This window comes from Novosphingobium sp. FSW06-99 (assembly GCF_001519065.1).
Lineage (GTDB): Bacteria > Pseudomonadota > Alphaproteobacteria > Sphingomonadales > Sphingomonadaceae > Novosphingobium.
Window position 1 is genome coordinate 46,276 of record NZ_KQ954259.1, and the last position, 17,360, is coordinate 63,635.

Below are 17,360 nucleotides of genomic sequence, written 5' to 3' on the forward strand. Positions count from 1 at the left end.
CGCGCAGGCAATGCCCGCTTGGATCTGGCCGATGGGCCAGATAGGGTGCACCCATGACGGCCTCTTTCACGCCCTTCGACCCGACCGTGCGGCCCATGATGACGATCTACGATTTTCCGCAGGGGCCCTATCCAGCGCGCGTGCGGATCGCGTTGGGTGAGAAAAACCTGCAATCGCGCGTGCGGTTCGAACTGGTCGATCTTTTGAAGGGCGAACACAAACAGCCCGACTTCATCGCCAGCAAGAACTATTCGGGCACGCTGCCGGTGCTCGAACTCGACGACGGCACGCTGATCGCCGAGTGCACCGCGATCAGCGAATATCTGGACTGGCTCGATGGCAATCCCGTCCTGACGGGTACGACGCCGCGCGAAAGAGGCCTGATCCACATGATGAACAAGCGCGCCGAGCTGGAACTGCTCGACGCCATCAGCGTCTATTTCCACCATGCCACGCCCGGGCTTGGTCCGCTTGTCGAAGTCTATCAGAACGCCGAGTGGGGCCTGCGCCAGCGCGACAAAGCCGTCAGGGGGATGCATTATTTCGACAGCATCCTGCGCGTACAGCCGTTCGTCGCCGGAGAAGCCTTCTCGATGGCCGACATCACGGTCATCGGCGGCCTGATATTTGCCGGAATCGTGAAATTGCCGGTACCTGCGCAGTGCGAGGCCCTGATCGCCTGGTATGCCAGGATGTGCGAACGCCCTAGCGTCAAGCACCGCATCACGATGTCAGCCTAGACCGCTATCGCGTTGCCACAACCGCATCGCCCACGGCGATCGTGCCGGCGCCATCGGGAATCGCGTTCTGGCCAAAGATCGGTTCTGGCCGGGGCCCGGGCATCACACGGCCCATCGCCATCAACGTGCGCAGCGGTTCCATTTTCGTCACCACTTCGCCGCTGTCGGGATCTTGCGTGGTGATCACGCAGCGGGTGCATGGCTTGACCACGCGCAAGGTCACATCGCCGATCCGCAAGGCCTGCCAGCCGTCTTCGGCAAAAGCACCGGGGGCGCCCGCGATCACCAGATTGGGGCGGAACCGCGCCATCGTCACCGGGCTGGCCAGGGCGCGATTTAGCGCATCGAGCGATTCGACCACCGTCACCAGCAACGGAAACCCGTCGGCAAAACTGACCTGATCGCCATCGCGGCCATAATCCGCATCGACCGGGCGCACCACCGTTTCGGGCATGTGCACCAGCCGCACCGGCCGCGCGAACCGGTCCGACAGCCAGTGCGCCGCCGTATCGCCCGCATCTGTCGCGATAACCGTATCGCCCCACACCCGCACCGGCATGGCGTCACCCGCCACAGGGTCGCCAACCGCCAGATCCCCGGCACCGGGGTGCGACAGCACGATTCCCGATCCAGTCCAGGTGGCGCCGACATGGGCCATCATGGGCACTTCGCGCCGGGTCAGAAAGCGGCCCTCGGGCGTTACCATCATCCAGCGCCGGTCGCCGGCGAGCCCGCGCGGTTCGACCGGCACTGCATCGAGCGCCTGCCCGCCCAGCGATTTGACCGGATAGCGGTGCAGCGCGACGATTCGCATGGTCATCCCCCGGCGATCCGCGCAGCGTGTTGCTGCACCAGCGCGATCATGTTGGGCAAACCTTGGGTCCGGCTCGACGACAATTGGCGCGTCAAACCAAACCGCTCCAGCACACCAGTTATGTCGGTTTTTGCGACCTCGGACGCAGGCCTATCTTGTACAACGGCTAGTACGAGCGCGATCATCCCCTTTGTAAACGGGGATTCGCTGTCGGCAAGAAAGTGCAACCGATCGTCGCCAGATTCGAGAGGATACACCCAAACTTTGGCCAAACAGCCGCGCACCAACGTGGCATCGGCCTTGAGCGCATCTGGCATCGGCTCAAGCGCTCGCCCCAGTTCGATCAGCAGGCGATAGCGATCATCGCCATCGAGGAATTCATATTCGTCATAGATATCATCAAGCGTGCGCATGCCCCGCGCTCTAACGCCTCGCCCGGTCAGTTGGAACCGGTTTTTGGGGCGATCCACATCGGCGCCACCGTGCCATGGCGCCGCACCGCGATGACCAGCACGATCAGCCCGGCGATCGTCGCCACCACCATCGCCACCGCGCTCGCTTCCAGCCCGAACGCCCCGCCGGTCAGCCAGTCCGGCCCCGAACGCATGGTGATCAGCAGGCCCTGCGGCGCCTCGCCGCCCGAAACCGGCGCCGAAAACACCCAGCCCTGCGCGAAATTCCACCCGGCATGGACGCCCACTGCCAGCCACAGCCGCCGCGTCAACATATAGGCCGCACCCAGCAGGATGCCCGCCTCCATGGTGATCGCCAGCGCGGCAAACCAGGTTGCACCGGGATTGAGCAGATGCGCGGCGCCAAAAAACCCGGCAGTGATCAGCAGCGCCGCCCAGGTGCCCAGCATCGTTTCGACATGGCGAAACAGCACGCCGCGAAACAGCGTTTCTTCAAACACCCCGCTGGTGATCGCCAGCGCCAGCATCGAGCCCAGGCTGCCCAGGCTGAGCCAGCCGCGCACCCCGCCAAAGGTCAGCCCGCCCATCAGCGCAACCGTGCCCGCCATCACGCTGAACAGCGCGATCCCGCACGCCAGCCCCGCCGCCGCTTCACGCAGCGCGCCCGACCTTGCGAATTCGCGATCGACGCGCCGTTCCAGCCGATGTTGCAAGAGTTTCCACAAACCGATGTTGGTCGCGGCAAAAACCAGCGCGGCGAGCACGCTGAACAGCCCCTTGGGCATATGCAGCGCATGCGCACCGACCGAAATCAGCACCGCCACGCCGATCACCGCCACCGCTTCGATCAGCAACAGGACAAGCGGAAAATGGACAATCCGGGACCACATGCCGTGCCCCTCAGCGATCGCGCAGCGCGTCGATCTCGTGCGCGAGATTGAGGCTGCTGCGGTTATCGGTCAGGATGCGTTCGAGCACCGCGACGCGACTGTTGAGCGCCGCAACTTCGCGGGCAAGCGCGGCATTTTCGGTGTTGTCGCCGCGTGCCGCCTCGATCCGCGCCATCGCGAGATGGCGGCTGCGCAGCACTTTGGCGATCGAGGTGATGGCGACAATGGCAACGATGGCCAGCCAGAAATCCATGGAGGTGATCCTTCTTGCGTCGTCTTGGCGCTGATGGGTGGTTTACCGCGCCGCCGTGGCCCTGGCATCATGCAGCGGTGTGGGGGCATCGGCCCCGCGCAGCGCCTCGATCTCTTGGGCCAGGTTGCTGCCGCGATCGGTGACGATGCGTTCCAGCACGCGGATGCGGTCTTCCAGCGCGGCGATGCGGTCGTTGGCCTGGTGGTCGAAGCGGCTGTCGGCCTCGATCCGCAACTTGGCCATCTTGGTGCGGTGCCCGGCCACGATCGCAGTGATCGGAATGCTGAACACTGCGAGCGTGGCGACAAGATCGACGAATGAGTTGTGCATGCCTGTTTCCCCCGGAACGTGTGACGGGCCTCAGCCGCGCAAGTTTTCAATCTCTGCCGAAAGGCGGGGATTGGACGAGACATAGAACGCTTCGACTTCGGCCAGCCGACGGTCGATATCGCGGAACTGGGCGCGCACTTCGCGGGCCGTACGGGTGGGCGACTGGCGCACACCTTGCCAGAATTTCTGTTCTTCCGCATCGGCATAAAGGCTGTTGGGCTTGTCATGCGACAAAAAGCCGAGTGCAAGATAGATCACCGGGACAAATCCCATGCCGCAGACGGTGGCGACCACAACTGCCAGCCGCACCCACAGCACTTCAAACCCGGTGTAATCGGCAATCCCGGCGCAGACCCCCATGAACTTGCCATTGGCCTTGTCGCGATAGAATCTGGTGCGAGCGGCGTTCATCAGCGTACCCCCTTCTTGGCAGCAAGCTGGCGTTCCAGCAGGCTGAGCGGTTCCTCGGTGTCGCTTGGCGCCGTGCGGCCCAGCGGACGGAATTCGGGATGGTCTGCGGCGACCAGCCGTTCGACCGTGGTCATGCGGTCTTCGAGCCGGCGCGCCACGCGATAGAGTTCGTCGAGCAGCGCCTCGTCACCGGTGGTCAGCGTCGCCGCCGTTTTCCACTTTGTGACATAATGCAGGATGATCCACGGCAGAAAGATGAACAGCGATACGATCGCGATCAATCCGACAACATCTCCGGAATCCATGGCTCAACCCTCCTTGCCGGTGTCGGACTTGCCCAGCGCGCGCTTCATCGCGGCCAGTTCCTCGTCGATCTTGTCTTCGCTGGCCAGCGCGGCGATCTCGTCGGCCAGCGTGGGCTTGGCCCCGGCCAGATCGAGCGCGTCGGCGCGGCCTTCGGCATCATCGACACGGCGTTCGAGATGGTCGAACCGGGCCAGCGCCTCGTCGACCCGCTCGCTGGTCATCAGCTTGCGCAGGCGCACGCGGTTTTCCGCCGATTCAAGCCTGGCGGCAATTGCAGTCTGGCGGCTGCGCGCTTCACGCAGGCGAGTCTGCAGCTTTTCGATATCAGCCTCATAGGCGCGCAGCGAATCCGACAGCACGCCCATTTCGCCGCGCAACTGGCTGCCCATGTCGGCGGCCTTCTTCTTTTCGATCAGCGCGGCGCGGGCCAGATCCTCGCGCCCCTTGGTCAGCGCCAGTTGCGCCTTGTCGCCCCAATCGGCCTGCAACCGGTCGAGCCGGTCGACATGGCGCTGCATTTCCTTTTGATCGGCGATGCTGCGCGCGGCCGAGGCGCGCACTTCCACCAGCGTTTCCTCCATTTCGAGGATGATCATGCGGATCATCTTCACCGGGTCTTCGGCGCGTTCGATCAGGTCGGAGAAATTGGCGGCGATGATATCGCGGGTGCGCGAAAAGATACCCATGGGCAATGCTCCGTAACTAGGGCGGCGGGATTGGGTCATGCCCGCTCCGTTCGCACCTTGATCGAGCGTCGCATGCTGCCTTGCGGCGATGGCGCGATCAAGCCGCGAAAGCGGGACAGGCGGCGTGGTCATGCGAGTTCGCCGGTAATCGCGGCGGGGCTGGCCACCACGGTCGGGAACACCCCGGCATGATGCGGCGTGGCGGGGCGCGCATAGGCCAGGCCGCTCAACGCGCTGAGCGCCAGAATGCTGGCCAGGGCGGCGCGGCCAAGCGGCGAAGCGATGAAGCGAGCGGTGTCAGTCACAACCTGTCTCCTTGAGAACAAGATCACGTATGGTCAGGTGCCCGTCTGGGCTACGTCGAAGTATCTGCACGAGGCGTGCCAAACCGGAAAAGGCGCGCAATTGCGTGGTTTTCGCCCAAAATGCACCTTCGCCACATGGGAAATATTGCCCATGCTTGGGAAATTCTGCTATTCCTTGGCAATGGATCGCGCCACGCAACTGATCGGCCAGGCCAGCCCCTTTCTCGATGCGGTGGAACGCGCCAGCCGCGCCGCACCGCTGCGCCGCCCGGTGCTGGTGATCGGCGAACGCGGCACCGGCAAGGAACTGATCGCCGAACGCCTGCACCACCTCTCGGCCCGCTGGCAGGAACCGCTGGTAACGATGAATTGCGCCGCGTTGCCCGAAACGCTGATCGAGGCCGAACTGTTCGGCCACGAAGCGGGCGCGTTCACCGGCGCATCGCGCGCGCGCGCCGGGCGGTTTGAAGAGGCCGACCGGGGCACGTTGTTCCTTGACGAACTCGGCACGCTGTCGATGGCGGCGCAGGAACGCCTGTTGCGCGTGGTCGAATATGGCGAAGTGTCGCGCATCGGATCGTCACGCCCCTTGCGCGTCGATGTGCGGATCGTCGCAGCCACCAATGAAGACCTGCCACGCATGGCCCGCACCGGACGGTTCAGGCCTGATCTGCTCGACCGGCTGAGTTTCGAGGTGATCACCCTGCCCCCGTTGCGCGTGCGCGAGGGCGATATTGCCGTGCTGGCCGACCATTTCGGGCGTCGCATGGCGGCAGAACTGGGCTGGGACACCTGGCCGGGGTTTTCCGACGCGCTGTGCCAGGCACTGGAAGCGCATCCCTGGCCGGGCAATGTGCGCGAATTGCGCAATGTGGTCGAACGCGCGGTCTATCGCTGGGACAACCCGGCGCGCCCGATCGACGCGGTGCAGTTCGACCCGTTCGATTCGCCGTGGAAACCGGTCGGCCAGACCGAACTGACCGCGTCAACGGCACCGGCCGCCGCCGTGACCGCCGCCCCGGCTGCGACCGATCTCGACACGGTGACCGACTTGCGCGCTGCAGTCGATGGCCACGAACGCGCGATCATCGAGCACCATCTGGCCCGTCACCGGTTCAACCAGCGCCAGACGGCCAAGGCGCTGGGCCTCAGCTATGACCAGTTGCGCCACGCGCTGCGTCGCCACGGCCTGATCGACAGGGCCTGAACTTTGGCGCTGACCCGCCTGACCTTGCGCGATTTTCGCAATCATGCCGCGACCCGGCTCGACACGATGGCGGCGTTCAACGTGCTGACCGGTGAAAACGGCGCAGGCAAGACCAACGTGCTCGAAGCGATCAGCCTGCTGGCGCCCGGACGCGGGCTGCGCCGCGCGCAGATTGCCGAGATGGCGGCGGCGCAGGGCGCCGGCGGCTTTGCCATCGCGGCAGAGCTGGAACAGGGTGCGCTGGCGCTGGGCACCGCCACCGCGCCCGATGCGCCGGGCCGCCGCACCGTGCGCATCAACGGCGCCGAGGGGCCTGCCAACCGGCTGGCCGAATGGCTGTCGATCACCTGGCTGACCCCGGCAATGGACCGGCTGTTTGCCGAAGGCGCGGGTGCACGGCGGCGTTTTCTCGACCGGCTGGTGCTGGCCGGCGATCCCGGCCATGCGCGGCTGGCCACGCGCTATGACACCGCCTTGCGCGAGCGCAACCGCCTGCTGGCCGAACCCGCAGAGCCCGATCCGGGCTGGCTCGACGCGATCGAGGCGCAACTGGCGCAGACCGGCGCGGCGCTGGCGGCCGGACGCCGCGCGCTGGTGGCCGGGCTGGACGCGGCGATCGCGGCCGAGCCCGAGGGCCCGTTCGCGCGGCCCGTGCTGGCCTATCAGGGAGAGACGCCCGACAGTTCCGCGGCGCTGGCCGATTTGTTGAAATCAGGGCGCCGCCGCGACCGCGCGGCCGGGCGCACGCTGATCGGGCCGCACCGCGACGATCTGGAGGTGACGATGGCGGCCAAGGCAGCGCCGGCCGCGCAATGTTCGACCGGCGAACAAAAGGCGATGCTGATCAGCATTGTGCTGGCCCATGCCGCGCTGGGCGACAGTCAACGCCCGCGCCTGCTGCTGCTGGACGAAATCGCCGCGCACCTCGATCCGCTGCGCCGCGCCGCACTCTACGCCCGGCTGGCCGCATCGGGCGCGCAAGTGTGGATGACCGGCACCGAACCCGCCCCGTTCGCCGACCTGCCCGCCCCCGCCACTCGCTGGCGCGTAGTCGACGGGCGGGTCGAGCAGGCTTAGCCGGTTGCCGCCCGCAACGCCGCTGCCACGGTCGGTTCGGTCGCTTTCACGATCGCGGCGACGCCCGCGCGGTTGGGGTGGATATGGTCGTCGAGCAACAAGGCAGTGTTGCCGACCACCGCCTGTTCAAAGAACGGCACCAGCGCGGCGTGGTGTTCGCGCGCCAGTTGCGGCCAGATCGGGTTGAACGCGGCGACGTAATCGGGGCCCAGGTTGTGCCCCGCCAGCATGCCGGTCAGCAGCACGGGGATATGTCGCGCTTCGATGGCGGACACGATCGCCTCCAGATTGGCGCGGGTCTGGCCCGGGGGAAGCCCGCGCAGCATATCGTTGCCGCCCAGCCCGACCATTACCAGCGCGGGCTTTTTCGGCTGGTTGTCGAGCGTGAAGGCCAGCCGTTGCAGTGCGGCCGCCGTGGTATCGCCCGACACCCCGGCATTGACCACGCGCGCAGGCACGCCGCCCGCGTTGAGCGCGGCCTCAAGCTGCGCGGGATAGCTGTCGTTGGGATCGAGCCGATACCCGGCATAGAGACTGTCGCCAAAGGCCAGGATCACCGGCGCATCGGCGGGCACCGCCGCGCGCGGGGCGGCGGGCGCGGTGTCGGCGGCGCCGACCATCGCCGCATCGGGCGCGTCGGGCGCCGCATCGTGCTGGTGCTGCCCGCACCCGGCCAGCGTCACGAGCAGGGCGACGACGAGTGGGAAACGCATGGCAGGCCTTTCGGGGAACTTGCAGGGGTCCCCCTATCTATGCGACGACAGCGGCGTGACAAGCACCCCCCCGATTATCACCGCCCGCAACCTCGGCCTCGTGCTGGGTCAGGGCGAGGCCCGCGTGACCGTGCTCGACGGTATCGATCTGACTGTATCACCCGGCGAGACGCTGGCACTGCTCGGCCCTTCGGGATCGGGCAAGTCGTCGTTGCTGGCGGTGCTGGCCGGGCTGGAGCGCGCCGGGTCGGGCACCTTGCAAGTGGCCGGGCAGGATTTTTCGGCACTCGACGAGGATGGCCTGGCCACCGCGCGACGCGGGCGGATCGGGGTCGTGCTGCAGGCATTCCACCTGTTGCCGACGATGACCGCGCAGGAAAATGTTGCCACCCCGCTCGATCTGGCCGGAATTGACGGCGCAATGGAGCGCGCGCGTGACGAACTGATCGCGGTCGGGCTCGGCCACCGGCTGAACCATTACCCGGCGCAACTGTCGGGCGGCGAACAGCAGCGCGTGGCGATCGCCCGCGCGCTGGCACCCGCTCCTTTGCTGCTGTTTGCCGACGAACCGACCGGCAATCTTGACCACACGACCGGCGAAGCAGTGGCCGACCTGCTGTTTGCGCGCAGCGCGGCGGCGGGCGCAACGCTGATCATGGTCACCCATGACGAAGCGCTGGCGCGCCGGTGCCGCCGCGTGATGCGGCTGGAAGACGGGCGCGTGATCAGCGATACGGCGGCGTGACCCGGCTGTCGTGGCGCCTGGCCTGGCGCATCGCCCGGCGCGGGCTCGATTGGCGATTTCGCGGCCTGCGGCTGCTTGCCGCCTGCCTGGTGCTCGGCGCGGCGGCATTGGCGGCGATCGGTACGTTGACCGGGGCAATCGACCGCGAACTGACCGCGCGCGGCGCGACGATGCTGGGCGGCGATGCCGAATTTACCGTGGCTGCCCGCCCCGCGTCCCCCCGCGAATATGCCGCGATCGCCCACGCCGGGCGCGTGTCCGCCGGGGTGCGGATGCAGGCCATGGCCCAGACGCTGCGCGGCGATGGCGGCGCGGTGCCGATCGAATTGAAAGCGGTCGATGCGCACTGGCCGCTTTATGGCACGTTCACGCTGACAGCGCCCGATGGCACCACACGCCAGGCCGGCGCGCCGGTAGGACACAACGCCTGGATTGCGCCCGGCGTGGCCGATCGGCTGGGCGTGGCGGTGGGCGATCATCTGCGCATCGGCGCTGCGGATCTGGTGATCGGCGGGGTGATCGGTGACGAGCCCGACCGGCTGGGCGAAGGCTTTGCGCTGGGCCCGACGGTGATCATCAGTGCCGAGGCGCTGCGCGACAGCGGTCTGGTGTCCACCGGCACGATGGCGCGGTGGAAATACCGCGTGGCGCTGCCCCAGGGTGCCGCACCCCAGGACACCATTGCCGCATTCAAGGCCGCGTTCCCCGCCTCGGGCTTCGAATTCCGCGATCGTACGCGCGCAGCGCCGGGGCTCGACCGGTTTGTGTCGCGTATGGGGCAGTTTCTGGCGCTGGTGGCGCTGGCCGCGCTGGCGATCGCCGGGATCGGCATCGGCAATGGCGTGACCGGATTTCTGGAAGCGCGACGCGGGACGATCGCCACGCTGAAAATTCTCGGCGCCACAGGTGCCGACATCGCGCGGGTGTTCACACTGCAGATCGTGATCGCCAGCGTGATCGCGATTGCGCTGGGGCTGGTGCTGGGAATTGCCGCGACACCGCTGATCGGGCTGGCCTTGCGCGGGGTGCTGCCGATTTCGGCGGGGCTGGTGATCGATCCGCTGGCACTGGGCACGGCGGCGGCGCAGGGCCTGCTGATCGCGCTGACGTTTGCCGCGCCCCCCCTGCTGCGCGCGCGGGCATGGCCCGCGATGGCGCTTTTGCGCGCACAGATCGTGCCGCTTGGCCTGCCCTGGCGGGCGCTGGCGCTGCCGGTGGGGGCAGGATTGGCAGGGATTGTCGCGTTGGCGGTGCTGCCCGCGTCGCAGCCTTTGCTGGCGCTGGGCTTTCTTGGCGGGTCTGCCGCGCTGTTCGGCGTGCTGGGGCTGCTGGGCTGGGGGTTGACCCGGCTGGCGGCGCATGTGCCCCGGCCAAAGGGCACGATCGCGCGGATGGCGCTGGCCAATCTGCACCGGCCCGGCGCGCAGACCCCCGCGCTGGTGGTGGCGCTGGGCTTTGCGCTGTCGGCCTTTGTCGTGCTGGCGGGGGTGGAAACCAGCCTCGACGGCAATATCGCGCGGCGGGTGCCGGCGCGCGCGCCCGACTATTTCGTGCTCGACGTGCCGCGCGACAGCGAGGCGACGTTTCGCACGCTGGTGGCGCACAATGCGCCGGGCGCCACGGTGCGCACCGTGCCCGCGCTGCGCGGATCGATCCTGGCCTATGGCGCGCCCGCGCACATGACCCGGGTGGCCGATCTGAAGACCATCCCCGACGATGCCTGGGTGCTGCGCGGCGATCGCGGGCTGACGTATGCCGACAGCGTGCCGCAGGGCAATGTGGTGACGCAAGGCCACTGGTGGCCGCGCGATTATCGCGGCCCCCCGCTGGTGTCGGTCGATGAAAGCCTGATCAAGACACTGGGCCTCCATCTGGGCGACCGCATCACCATATCGCTGCTGGGTGCCGAACGCAGCGCGACGATCGCCTCGTTCCGGCGGATCGACTGGGATTCGTTCGGGTTCAACTATGTCATGGTGTTCAGCCCCAACGCGATTGCCGACGCGCCGCACAATCTGGCCGCGACGGTCGAATTGCCCGGCGCCGACCGCACGCCCGCGGTGCGCCGCGCCATCCTGTCATCGCTGGTGCGCGCGCTGCCGGCCAGTTCGGTGATCGAGGTCGGCCCGGTGCTGGGGCAGGCGCGCGCGATCCTGGCGCAAGTTGGGGTGGCCGTGCTCGCCGCCGCCTCGGTCGCGGTGCTGGCCGGGCTGGCCGTGCTGGCAGGCGCGATCGCCGCGCAACGCGCCAGCCGCCAGTACGATACGGTGATCCTGCGCGTGCTGGGCGCCAGCGGGCGGCAATTGCTGGCGCTGGTGCTGGCCGAATATGGCCTGCTGTCGGCGATCCTGGGGCTGGTCGCGCTGGGGCTCGGCACCGCCATCGCCTGGGCCGTGGTGGTCAGGCTGTTCGATTTTGCCTGGTTGCCCGACTGGGGCAGCATCGCGGGCGTGCTGGCGCTGGGCCTGGCGCTGGTGATGGCGCTGGCGCTCGGCGGATCGCTGGCCGTGCTGCGCACCCGCCCGGCCAGGACCCTGCGCGAACTCTGACCCCAATCCTCCCCGGCACGGGGAGGGGGACCGCGCGAAGCGTGGTGGAGGGGCGTCGCCGGATTGCACAACGGCGCGACCACGAACCAAGCCACGGGGTTTGATTCGCGTATTTCCAATATGTTACCTGGCCGCAAGGCCCCTCCACCACGCTGCGCGCGGTCCCCCTCCCCATGCTGGGGAGGATCAAAGAGGCCTCAGCGGAACGCCTCGGTATCGAACGGGTGTTTGGGGTCGGGGCCATAGCGGTTCGGGCCCGTCGTGCCTTCAAGCAGACACAGCACCGTAAGTGCAAACCAGCCGAGCAGCGGTATTAGCACCAGCAGCAGCAGCCAGCCGCTGCGATCCTGATCGTGCAGACGGCGAGCGCTGACGGCCAGAAACGGGACCAGACTTGCCAGAAAGACCACGCCGTAGACATCCCCCCAAAACCCGTTCAACCGGATGCCGACGCTGTCGATACCCGGCCGGTACACACCATAACGCTGACCAAACAGGGCCAGAAACACGGCATAGACCAGCACGTTCAACAACCAGAACGACCAGAATTCGCGCCGCCGCGAACGCCCGGCAAATTCGGCATAGCGGCGATAGGGCAGAATCATCCATGCAATCATCGGGGCGCCCCTGTCAGTCGAATACGTCGGCGCTGTAGGGGTCACAGGGATCGGGACCAAACCGATTGGGCCCGCGCGTGCCCTTGATGCACATGAACACCAACAACACCAAATTGCCAAGGCGGGAAATGATTGTACCTCCCGGAATAAAGCCGAGCAGCAAGAACCAGCCCGACCGGTTCTGATCGTGGAGCCGCCGTACTTGCAGGGCGAGACTGGGGATGAACGTCACGACCACAAACAGGCCGAACAGGACCAGACACACCTTTGCATAGACCGGCAGCCGCGTAAAAAAAGCGCCGCTCAAAATTTCCAGCAGCGCGTCCCTACTGGAACCGAGCGAAACCATCATGGTCGGCACAACCGCCACAAACACAGCGACAAACACCACCACCTCAAACAGCACGAACAGCCAGTATTCCTTTCGGCTCGATCGGCCCAAAAAATCAGCATAACGCCGATAGGGCATCACAACATAGTCCATGACTATCCCCCTGCCGCAGGTATCGCCTGCCATGCTCGCAGACTATAGGCCAGATCAGTCAACCAACCGCAAGCACTTCCCACGCTGATTCCTTGAGTCTACCCCAAAACCCGTGCTTGCCGCAGCGCACAAAAAACGCTATGGGCCCGCCCAACCGGGCACTCGCGCCGGTGATGCGTGGTGCGCCCTTGCGGGCTTTGCCGGGCATTGCCACTCGCTTGCGCCAGACCCCACAAGACCCCGGCTCCCAAGCGCCGCCCTTTTGCGAAAGCCTTTTTGATGACCAGCGCCCTGCGCAATATCGCGATCATCGCCCACGTCGACCACGGCAAGACCACGCTCGTCGACCAGTTGTTCCGCCAATCGGGCACGTTCCGCGAAAACCAGCGGGTCGAAGAACGCGCGATGGATTCGAACGACCTCGAAAAGGAACGCGGGATCACCATTCTGGCCAAGTGCACCTCGGTCGAATGGGAACACCCGGTCACCAAGGACCTGACCCGGATCAACATCGTCGACACCCCCGGCCACGCCGATTTCGGCGGCGAGGTTGAACGCATCCTGAGCATGGTCGATGGCGTGATCCTGCTGGTCGACAGTTCCGAAGGCGCGATGCCGCAGACCAAGTTCGTGACCGGCAAGGCGCTGGCGCTGGGGCTGAAGCCGATCGTGGTGGTCAACAAGATCGACCGCGCCGACGGCCGCCCGCAGGAAGTGCTGGACGAAGTGTTCGACTTGTTCGTCAGCCTTGAAGCCAACGACGAACAGCTTGAATTCCCCGTGCTCTATGCCTCGGGCCGCAACGGCTATGCCAGCGAAGACCAGGATGCGCGCGAAGGCAACCTGATCCCGCTGTTCGAAAAGATCGTCAGCCACGTGCCGGCGCCCAACCTCGACGTCGATGCGCCGTTCAGCTTTCTGGCCACGCTGCTCGACCGCGACAACTTCATGGGCCGCGTGCTGACCGGCCGCGTGCAGTCGGGCAAGATCCGCGTCAACCAGCCGATCCACGCGCTCGACCGCGATGGCAAGATCATCGAAGTGGGCCGCGCGTCAAAGCTGATGTCGTTCCAGGGGCTGGAACGCGTGCCCGTCGAAGAAGCGCAGGCCGGTGACATCATCGCGCTGGCGGGCCTGGAAAAGGCGACCGTGGCGCACACCATCGCCGATCCCAGCGTGACCACCGCGATCTATTCGCAGCCGATCGATCCGCCGACGCTGGCGATGCGATTTGCCGTCAACGACAGCCCGTTTGCGGGCCGCGAAGGCGACAAGGTGACCAGCCGCATGATCCGCGACCGCCTGTTCCGCGAATCCGAAACCAATGTCGCCATCCGCGTGACCGAAAGCGCCGACAAGGACAGCTTTGAAGTGGCCGGGCGGGGCGAATTGCAATTGGGCGTGCTGATCGAAACGATGCGCCGCGAAGGCTTTGAACTCGGCATCAGCCGCCCGCGCGTGCTGTTCGGCACCGATGAGAACGGCACCCGCACCGAACCGTATGAAACCGTGCTGATCGATGTCGATGACGAATATTCGGGCACGGTTGTCGAAAAGATGCAGCGCCGCAAGGCCGAACTGACCGACATGCGTCCGTCGGGTGCGGGCAAGACGCGCATCACCTTTTCGGCGCCCTCGCGCGGCCTGATCGGCTATCACGGCGAATTCCTGTCCGACACGCGCGGCACCGGGATCATGAACCGCCTGTTCGAAAAGTACGGCCCGCACAAGGGCGCGATCGAAGGCCGCCAGAACGGCGTGCTGATCTCGAATTCGACCGGCGAAGCGGTGGGCTATGCGCTCAACAGCCTGGAAGAACGCGGCGTGCTGTTCGTGTCTCCGCAGGAAAAAGTCTATGAAGGCATGATCATCGGCGAAAACGCCAAGCCCGACGATCTGGAAGTCAACCCGCTGAAATCCAAGCAGTTGACCAACTTCCGCTCGACCGGCAAGGACGATGCGATCCGCCTGACCCCGCCGCGGGTGATGACGCTGGAACAGGCGATCGCCTATATCGACGACGATGAAATGGTCGAAGTGACCCCGCAGTCGATCCGCCTGCGCAAGGCGATCCTCGACCCCAACGAACGCAAGAAAGCCGGCCGCCGCAAGGAAGCCGCCTGATCCCTCAAAAGGCCGCCCCGATCAGGGCGGCCTTTTTCATGGCGCGTCGGGGGCGTGTGGTGGCGGGCGCACTTTGTCGCCGACAGCCGACTTTCGTACCGGCCACTCAGAGATAGAGCGTGGTCGTCGCGCCATTGCCTGCGCCCGTCGTCGGGCTCGATGTGTCGCTGCTGTCGGTCGATGTCGGGCTCGACACCCCGAGCGAAGACAGCAGGCTGCTCGTTGCGCTGGTGGCCGAACCGGTGCCCGATCCGCCGTGATGGTGATGGCCGTGCCCATGATGCGTCGACGTCGTGCCGCTGGTGCCGGTCGTCGTCGGCGGGGTGCTGGATGACGCCACCGCAGAGGCTGCGACGGCAGGCGTGCCGCTGGTGGTGCCGGTCGTATCCGCCTGCTGGACCGCGCTGAGCAACTGATTGGTATAGCTTTCGGTGGCGGCAAAGGGCGATGTGCTGCTGGTGATCGTCATGGCATGCTCCACTGCGGTGCGCACCACACGCGTGGTTCTCCGCGCTACCCAGAACGACACCAACCCGGCGCAATTAACCCCTCCGGCAAAATTTCCGGCATATCGGCGCACTGGCGCGACGGTTTGCCAGCATCTGGACGCGACAAGACGCGCACATGCCGTTATGGGCGCGCGATGCATTCGACACAGACCGATCCGGAAACGCCCGTGTTGACCGGCAAACCCAGGCCGTCCGTGCCCGACTTGTCGGCTTTGCGGGTGGCGCTGTTCAGCGGCAATTACAATTATGTGCGCGATGGCGCGAATCAGGCGCTCAACCGGCTGGTCGGCTATTTGCTGCGCCATGGTGCCGCCGTGCGCGTCTATGCCCCGGTGGTCGAAGATCCCGCGTTCGAACCGACCGGCGATCTGGTCGGCCTGCCCTCGTTTGCCGTGCCACGGCGTTCCGAATACCGCATCCCGATGGCGCTCGGCATTCGTGCGCGGCGCGATCTGGCGGCATTTGCCCCCAATGTGATCCACGTATCGTCGCCCGATGTGGCGGGCCATCGCGCGGTGTCGTGGGCGCGCCACCGGCGCCTGCCGGTGCTGGCCAGCGTTCACACGCGGTTCGACACCTATCCGCGCTATTACAATCTGGCCTGGATCGAGCCGGTGCTGACCGCCGTGCTGCGCCGGTTCTATCGCCGATGCGACGCGCTGGTCGCGCCATCCGAATCGATGGCGCAAGTGCTGCGCGACCAGCGCATGAACTACGACATTTCGTTGTGGTCGCGCGGGGTCGATCGCGGCACGTTCCACCCAGGTCGCCGCGATCTCGACTGGCGCCGGTCGCTGGGAATCGCCGATGACGATGTGGTGGTCGGCTTTCTGGGCCGCCTGGTGATGGAAAAAGGGCTCGACGTGTTTGCCGACACGATCGACGATCTGGCGCGACGCGGCTTTGCCCATCGCGTGATCGTGATCGGCGAAGGCCCGGCCCGCGCCTGGTTCGAAGCGCGCCTGCCGCAGGCCGTGTTCGTGGGTTTTCAGGGCGGTGCCGATCTGGGCCGCGCCGTCGCGTCGATGGACGTGCTGTTCAACCCCTCGGTCACCGAAACGTTCGGCAATGTCACGCTCGAAGCGATGGCCTGCGCGCTGCCGGTGGTTGCCGCCGAAGCAACCGGCAGCGAAAGCCTGGTGGAAAACCACGTCAACGGGCGGCTGGTGCGCCCCGGCGCGATCCATTCGTTTGCCGAGGCCTTGCGCGCCTATCTGATCGATCCCGATCTGCGCGCCCGCCACGGTGCGGCGGGCGAAGCGCGCAGTCTGGATTTCAGTTGGGACCGCATCAACCAGACCGTTGCCGATACCTATCTGCGGCTGATCCGCCAGAAACAGACCTCTCGCTAGTCTGGGTCGAAACGCGCGGAAGGGTGCGTTTCGAAGTCGGCACCGGCCAGCTCCGCTTACAACCGTTCGATGCGGCGCGCGGCTTCGTCGAGGATGTCGGCGATCTGGTGTGCCACACCTTCGTTGAACGCGGCGGCAAACACCCGGCCCCGCAGCGCCAGTTTCAGATTGGCCATCGCCCGCATGATCGACGGGCTGGATTCGCGGTTGTTCGCCTCGGCCAGCGCCTTCAACCGATCGGTGATCGCGGCAATTTCCTCGGCCTTGGCCGCAACTTCGGCACGTCCGGCGTCGGTCGCGGCAAAGGCGCGGCGGGCGCCTTCGCCAGGGGCCTCGGCAATCAGCGCTTCATCGACCAGCAATGACAGCGTGGGATAGACCACCCCCGGACTGGGCGCATATGTCCCGCCGGTCAGATCCTCGATCGCGCGGATCAGGTCATAGCCATGGCGCGGTTCACCGGTCAGCAGGCTGAGCAGCAGCAGGCGCAATTGCCCCTGGGCAAACATCCGCCCGCCCCGGCCGCGACCGCCATGCCCGTGCCCATGGCCCCGACCCCGGCCCATGCCGTCATCGTCAAAGCCGTCGCCAAAACCCCGGCCAAACCGGCCAAATGGTCCGCCACGGCCTTCGCCGCGCAGAAATCCCTTGGCAAACAGCCGGGCACCCCGGCCCATCATCCCCGCCCGTTCGGCGTGGTGTTCATGGTCGCCATGCGACCTTCTTTTGTCGAAACGCATATATCTCCTTTCGATTCGATGGGTCTAAGATATATCTTTTACTTCTTCTGACAAGACCCCGATGAAAATTTCTGCAGGCGCGCTATAGGGGGCGA

General features: G+C 66.2%; 21 protein-coding genes. 7 read left to right on the plus strand and 14 right to left on the minus strand.

All coding sequences use genetic code 11. The annotated features are described in order from the left end of the window. Positions 1–53: 53 nt before the first annotated feature. Positions 54–740, plus strand: coding sequence for a glutathione S-transferase (locus AQZ49_RS15170; protein WP_067617309.1), 687 nt, complete (start codon positions 54–56; stop codon positions 738–740). Between the two features lie 4 nt (positions 741–744). Here AQZ49_RS15170 and AQZ49_RS15175 read toward each other — a convergent pair whose 3' ends face one another. From AQZ49_RS15175 to AQZ49_RS22605, 9 genes are read right to left on the minus strand one after another with little or no spacing between them, the layout of a single operon-like run. Continuing rightward, positions 745–1,560, minus strand: coding sequence for an MOSC domain-containing protein (locus tag AQZ49_RS15175; RefSeq protein WP_231739261.1), 816 nt, complete (start codon positions 1,558–1,560; stop codon positions 745–747). Next, a complete protein-coding gene (locus tag AQZ49_RS15180) occupies positions 1,557–1,967 on the minus strand; it encodes a SufE family protein (RefSeq protein WP_067617315.1) in 411 nt (136 codons plus the stop codon). The genes AQZ49_RS15175 and AQZ49_RS15180 overlap by 4 nt, the downstream gene beginning before the upstream one ends. A gap of 26 nt (positions 1,968–1,993) precedes the next feature. Beyond that, complete coding sequence (locus tag AQZ49_RS15185) at positions 1,994–2,857, minus strand: CPBP family intramembrane glutamic endopeptidase (protein WP_067617319.1); 864 nt, start codon at positions 2,855–2,857, stop codon at positions 1,994–1,996. A 10-nt stretch (positions 2,858–2,867) separates the two neighbouring features. After that, a complete protein-coding gene (locus tag AQZ49_RS15190; RefSeq protein ID WP_067617322.1) occupies positions 2,868–3,110 on the minus strand; it encodes a hypothetical protein in 243 nt (80 codons plus the stop codon). A 42-nt stretch (positions 3,111–3,152) separates the two neighbouring features. Then, a complete protein-coding gene (locus AQZ49_RS15195) occupies positions 3,153–3,440 on the minus strand; it encodes a hypothetical protein (RefSeq protein ID WP_067617325.1) in 288 nt (95 codons plus the stop codon). A gap of 30 nt (positions 3,441–3,470) precedes the next feature. Continuing rightward, positions 3,471–3,851 carry an envelope stress response membrane protein PspC gene (gene pspC, locus AQZ49_RS15200; protein ID WP_067617328.1) on the minus strand — a complete coding sequence of 127 codons (381 nt, stop codon included), beginning with the start codon at positions 3,849–3,851 and terminating at the stop codon, positions 3,471–3,473. After that, positions 3,851–4,156, minus strand: a complete 306-nt coding sequence (pspB, locus tag AQZ49_RS15205; protein WP_067617331.1) for an envelope stress response membrane protein PspB — start codon at positions 4,154–4,156, stop codon at positions 3,851–3,853. The genes pspC and pspB overlap by 1 nt, the downstream gene beginning before the upstream one ends. Positions 4,157–4,159: 3 nt before the next feature. Continuing rightward, complete coding sequence (pspA, locus tag AQZ49_RS15210) at positions 4,160–4,975, minus strand: phage shock protein PspA (protein WP_067617334.1); 816 nt, start codon at positions 4,973–4,975, stop codon at positions 4,160–4,162. Then, on the minus strand, positions 4,972–5,148 hold the full coding sequence (locus AQZ49_RS22605; protein ID WP_197411075.1) for a hypothetical protein: 177 nt from the start codon (positions 5,146–5,148) through the stop codon (positions 4,972–4,974). The genes pspA and AQZ49_RS22605 overlap by 4 nt, the downstream gene beginning before the upstream one ends. Before the next feature lie 181 nt (positions 5,149–5,329). Here AQZ49_RS22605 and pspF point away from each other — a divergent pair, with 181 nt between their 5' ends. Beyond that, positions 5,330–6,355 (plus strand): phage shock protein operon transcriptional activator, encoded by a 1,026-nt coding sequence (gene pspF / locus AQZ49_RS15215; protein WP_067617337.1) that lies wholly within the window; start codon positions 5,330–5,332, stop codon positions 6,353–6,355. A 3-nt stretch (positions 6,356–6,358) separates the two neighbouring features. Beyond that, a complete protein-coding gene (gene recF, locus AQZ49_RS15220) occupies positions 6,359–7,432 on the plus strand; it encodes a DNA replication/repair protein RecF (protein ID WP_067617339.1) in 1,074 nt (357 codons plus the stop codon). Here recF and AQZ49_RS15225 read toward each other — a convergent pair. Next, complete coding sequence (locus AQZ49_RS15225) at positions 7,429–8,145, minus strand: arylesterase (RefSeq protein ID WP_067617342.1); 717 nt, start codon at positions 8,143–8,145, stop codon at positions 7,429–7,431. The two genes, recF and AQZ49_RS15225, sit on opposite strands and share 4 nt — an antisense overlap. A 55-nt stretch (positions 8,146–8,200) precedes the next feature. Between AQZ49_RS15225 and AQZ49_RS15230 the strand changes: the two genes are divergently transcribed. Together AQZ49_RS15230 and AQZ49_RS15235 are read left to right on the plus strand one after the other, a co-directional pair. Further along, on the plus strand, positions 8,201–8,890 hold the full coding sequence (locus AQZ49_RS15230; RefSeq protein ID WP_067617345.1) for an ABC transporter ATP-binding protein: 690 nt from the start codon (positions 8,201–8,203) through the stop codon (positions 8,888–8,890). Then, positions 8,887–11,439 carry an ABC transporter permease gene (locus AQZ49_RS15235; protein WP_231739262.1) on the plus strand — a complete coding sequence of 851 codons (2,553 nt, stop codon included), beginning with the start codon at positions 8,887–8,889 and terminating at the stop codon, positions 11,437–11,439. Before AQZ49_RS15230 ends, AQZ49_RS15235 begins: the two co-directional genes overlap by 4 nt. A 197-nt stretch (positions 11,440–11,636) precedes the next feature. Here AQZ49_RS15235 and AQZ49_RS15240 read toward each other — a convergent pair whose 3' ends face one another. Both AQZ49_RS15240 and AQZ49_RS15245 read right to left on the minus strand, forming a co-directional pair. Further along, on the minus strand, positions 11,637–12,056 hold the full coding sequence (locus AQZ49_RS15240) for a DUF805 domain-containing protein (RefSeq protein ID WP_067617348.1): 420 nt from the start codon (positions 12,054–12,056) through the stop codon (positions 11,637–11,639). 13 nt (positions 12,057–12,069) lie between these two features. Next, positions 12,070–12,540 (minus strand): DUF805 domain-containing protein, encoded by a 471-nt coding sequence (locus AQZ49_RS15245; protein WP_067617351.1) that lies wholly within the window; start codon positions 12,538–12,540, stop codon positions 12,070–12,072. Positions 12,541–12,819: 279 nt separating this feature from the next. Between AQZ49_RS15245 and typA the strand changes: the two genes are divergently transcribed. Further along, positions 12,820–14,664, plus strand: coding sequence for a translational GTPase TypA (gene typA / locus AQZ49_RS15250; protein WP_067617354.1), 1,845 nt, complete (start codon positions 12,820–12,822; stop codon positions 14,662–14,664). Positions 14,665–14,770: 106 nt separating this feature from the next. Here typA and AQZ49_RS15255 read toward each other — a convergent pair whose 3' ends face one another. Beyond that, entirely contained in the window at positions 14,771–15,133 is a 363-nt protein-coding gene (locus AQZ49_RS15255) for a hypothetical protein (protein WP_067617357.1), read from the minus strand. 174 nt (positions 15,134–15,307) lie between these two features. Between AQZ49_RS15255 and AQZ49_RS15260 the strand changes: the two genes are divergently transcribed. Continuing rightward, entirely contained in the window at positions 15,308–16,525 is a 1,218-nt protein-coding gene (locus tag AQZ49_RS15260) for a glycosyltransferase family 4 protein (RefSeq protein ID WP_082701818.1), read from the plus strand. Between the two features lie 56 nt (positions 16,526–16,581). Here AQZ49_RS15260 and AQZ49_RS15265 read toward each other — a convergent pair whose 3' ends face one another. Next, positions 16,582–17,265, minus strand: coding sequence for a PadR family transcriptional regulator (locus tag AQZ49_RS15265; RefSeq protein ID WP_067617360.1), 684 nt, complete (start codon positions 17,263–17,265; stop codon positions 16,582–16,584). Positions 17,266–17,360: the final 95 nt, after the last annotated feature.

Coding starts and splice junctions, on each gene's coding strand:
- AQZ49_RS15175 (WP_231739261.1), bottom strand. CDS start 1,560: ATGACCATGCGAATCGTCGCGCTGCACCGCTATCCGGTCAAATCGCTG.
- AQZ49_RS15245 (WP_067617351.1), bottom strand. CDS start 12,540: ATGGACTATGTTGTGATGCCCTATCGGCGTTATGCTGATTTTTTGGGC.
- AQZ49_RS15170 (WP_067617309.1), top strand. CDS start 54: ATGACGGCCTCTTTCACGCCCTTCGACCCGACCGTGCGGCCCATGATG.
- AQZ49_RS15240 (WP_067617348.1), bottom strand. CDS start 12,056: ATGATTGCATGGATGATTCTGCCCTATCGCCGCTATGCCGAATTTGCC.
- pspF (WP_067617337.1), top strand. CDS start 5,330: ATGGATCGCGCCACGCAACTGATCGGCCAGGCCAGCCCCTTTCTCGAT.
- AQZ49_RS15260 (WP_082701818.1), top strand. CDS start 15,308: ATGCATTCGACACAGACCGATCCGGAAACGCCCGTGTTGACCGGCAAA.
- pspA (WP_067617334.1), bottom strand. CDS start 4,975: ATGACCACGCCGCCTGTCCCGCTTTCGCGGCTTGATCGCGCCATCGCC.
- AQZ49_RS15225 (WP_067617342.1), bottom strand. CDS start 8,145: ATGCGTTTCCCACTCGTCGTCGCCCTGCTCGTGACGCTGGCCGGGTGC.
- AQZ49_RS15195 (WP_067617325.1), bottom strand. CDS start 3,440: ATGCACAACTCATTCGTCGATCTTGTCGCCACGCTCGCAGTGTTCAGC.
- pspB (WP_067617331.1), bottom strand. CDS start 4,156: ATGGATTCCGGAGATGTTGTCGGATTGATCGCGATCGTATCGCTGTTC.
- AQZ49_RS15190 (WP_067617322.1), bottom strand. CDS start 3,110: ATGGATTTCTGGCTGGCCATCGTTGCCATTGTCGCCATCACCTCGATC.
- AQZ49_RS15265 (WP_067617360.1), bottom strand. CDS start 17,265: ATGCGTTTCGACAAAAGAAGGTCGCATGGCGACCATGAACACCACGCC.
- AQZ49_RS15255 (WP_067617357.1), bottom strand. CDS start 15,133: ATGACGATCACCAGCAGCACATCGCCCTTTGCCGCCACCGAAAGCTAT.
- typA (WP_067617354.1), top strand. CDS start 12,820: ATGACCAGCGCCCTGCGCAATATCGCGATCATCGCCCACGTCGACCAC.
- AQZ49_RS15180 (WP_067617315.1), bottom strand. CDS start 1,967: ATGCGCACGCTTGATGATATCTATGACGAATATGAATTCCTCGATGGC.
- AQZ49_RS15185 (WP_067617319.1), bottom strand. CDS start 2,857: ATGTGGTCCCGGATTGTCCATTTTCCGCTTGTCCTGTTGCTGATCGAA.
- pspC (WP_067617328.1), bottom strand. CDS start 3,851: ATGAACGCCGCTCGCACCAGATTCTATCGCGACAAGGCCAATGGCAAG.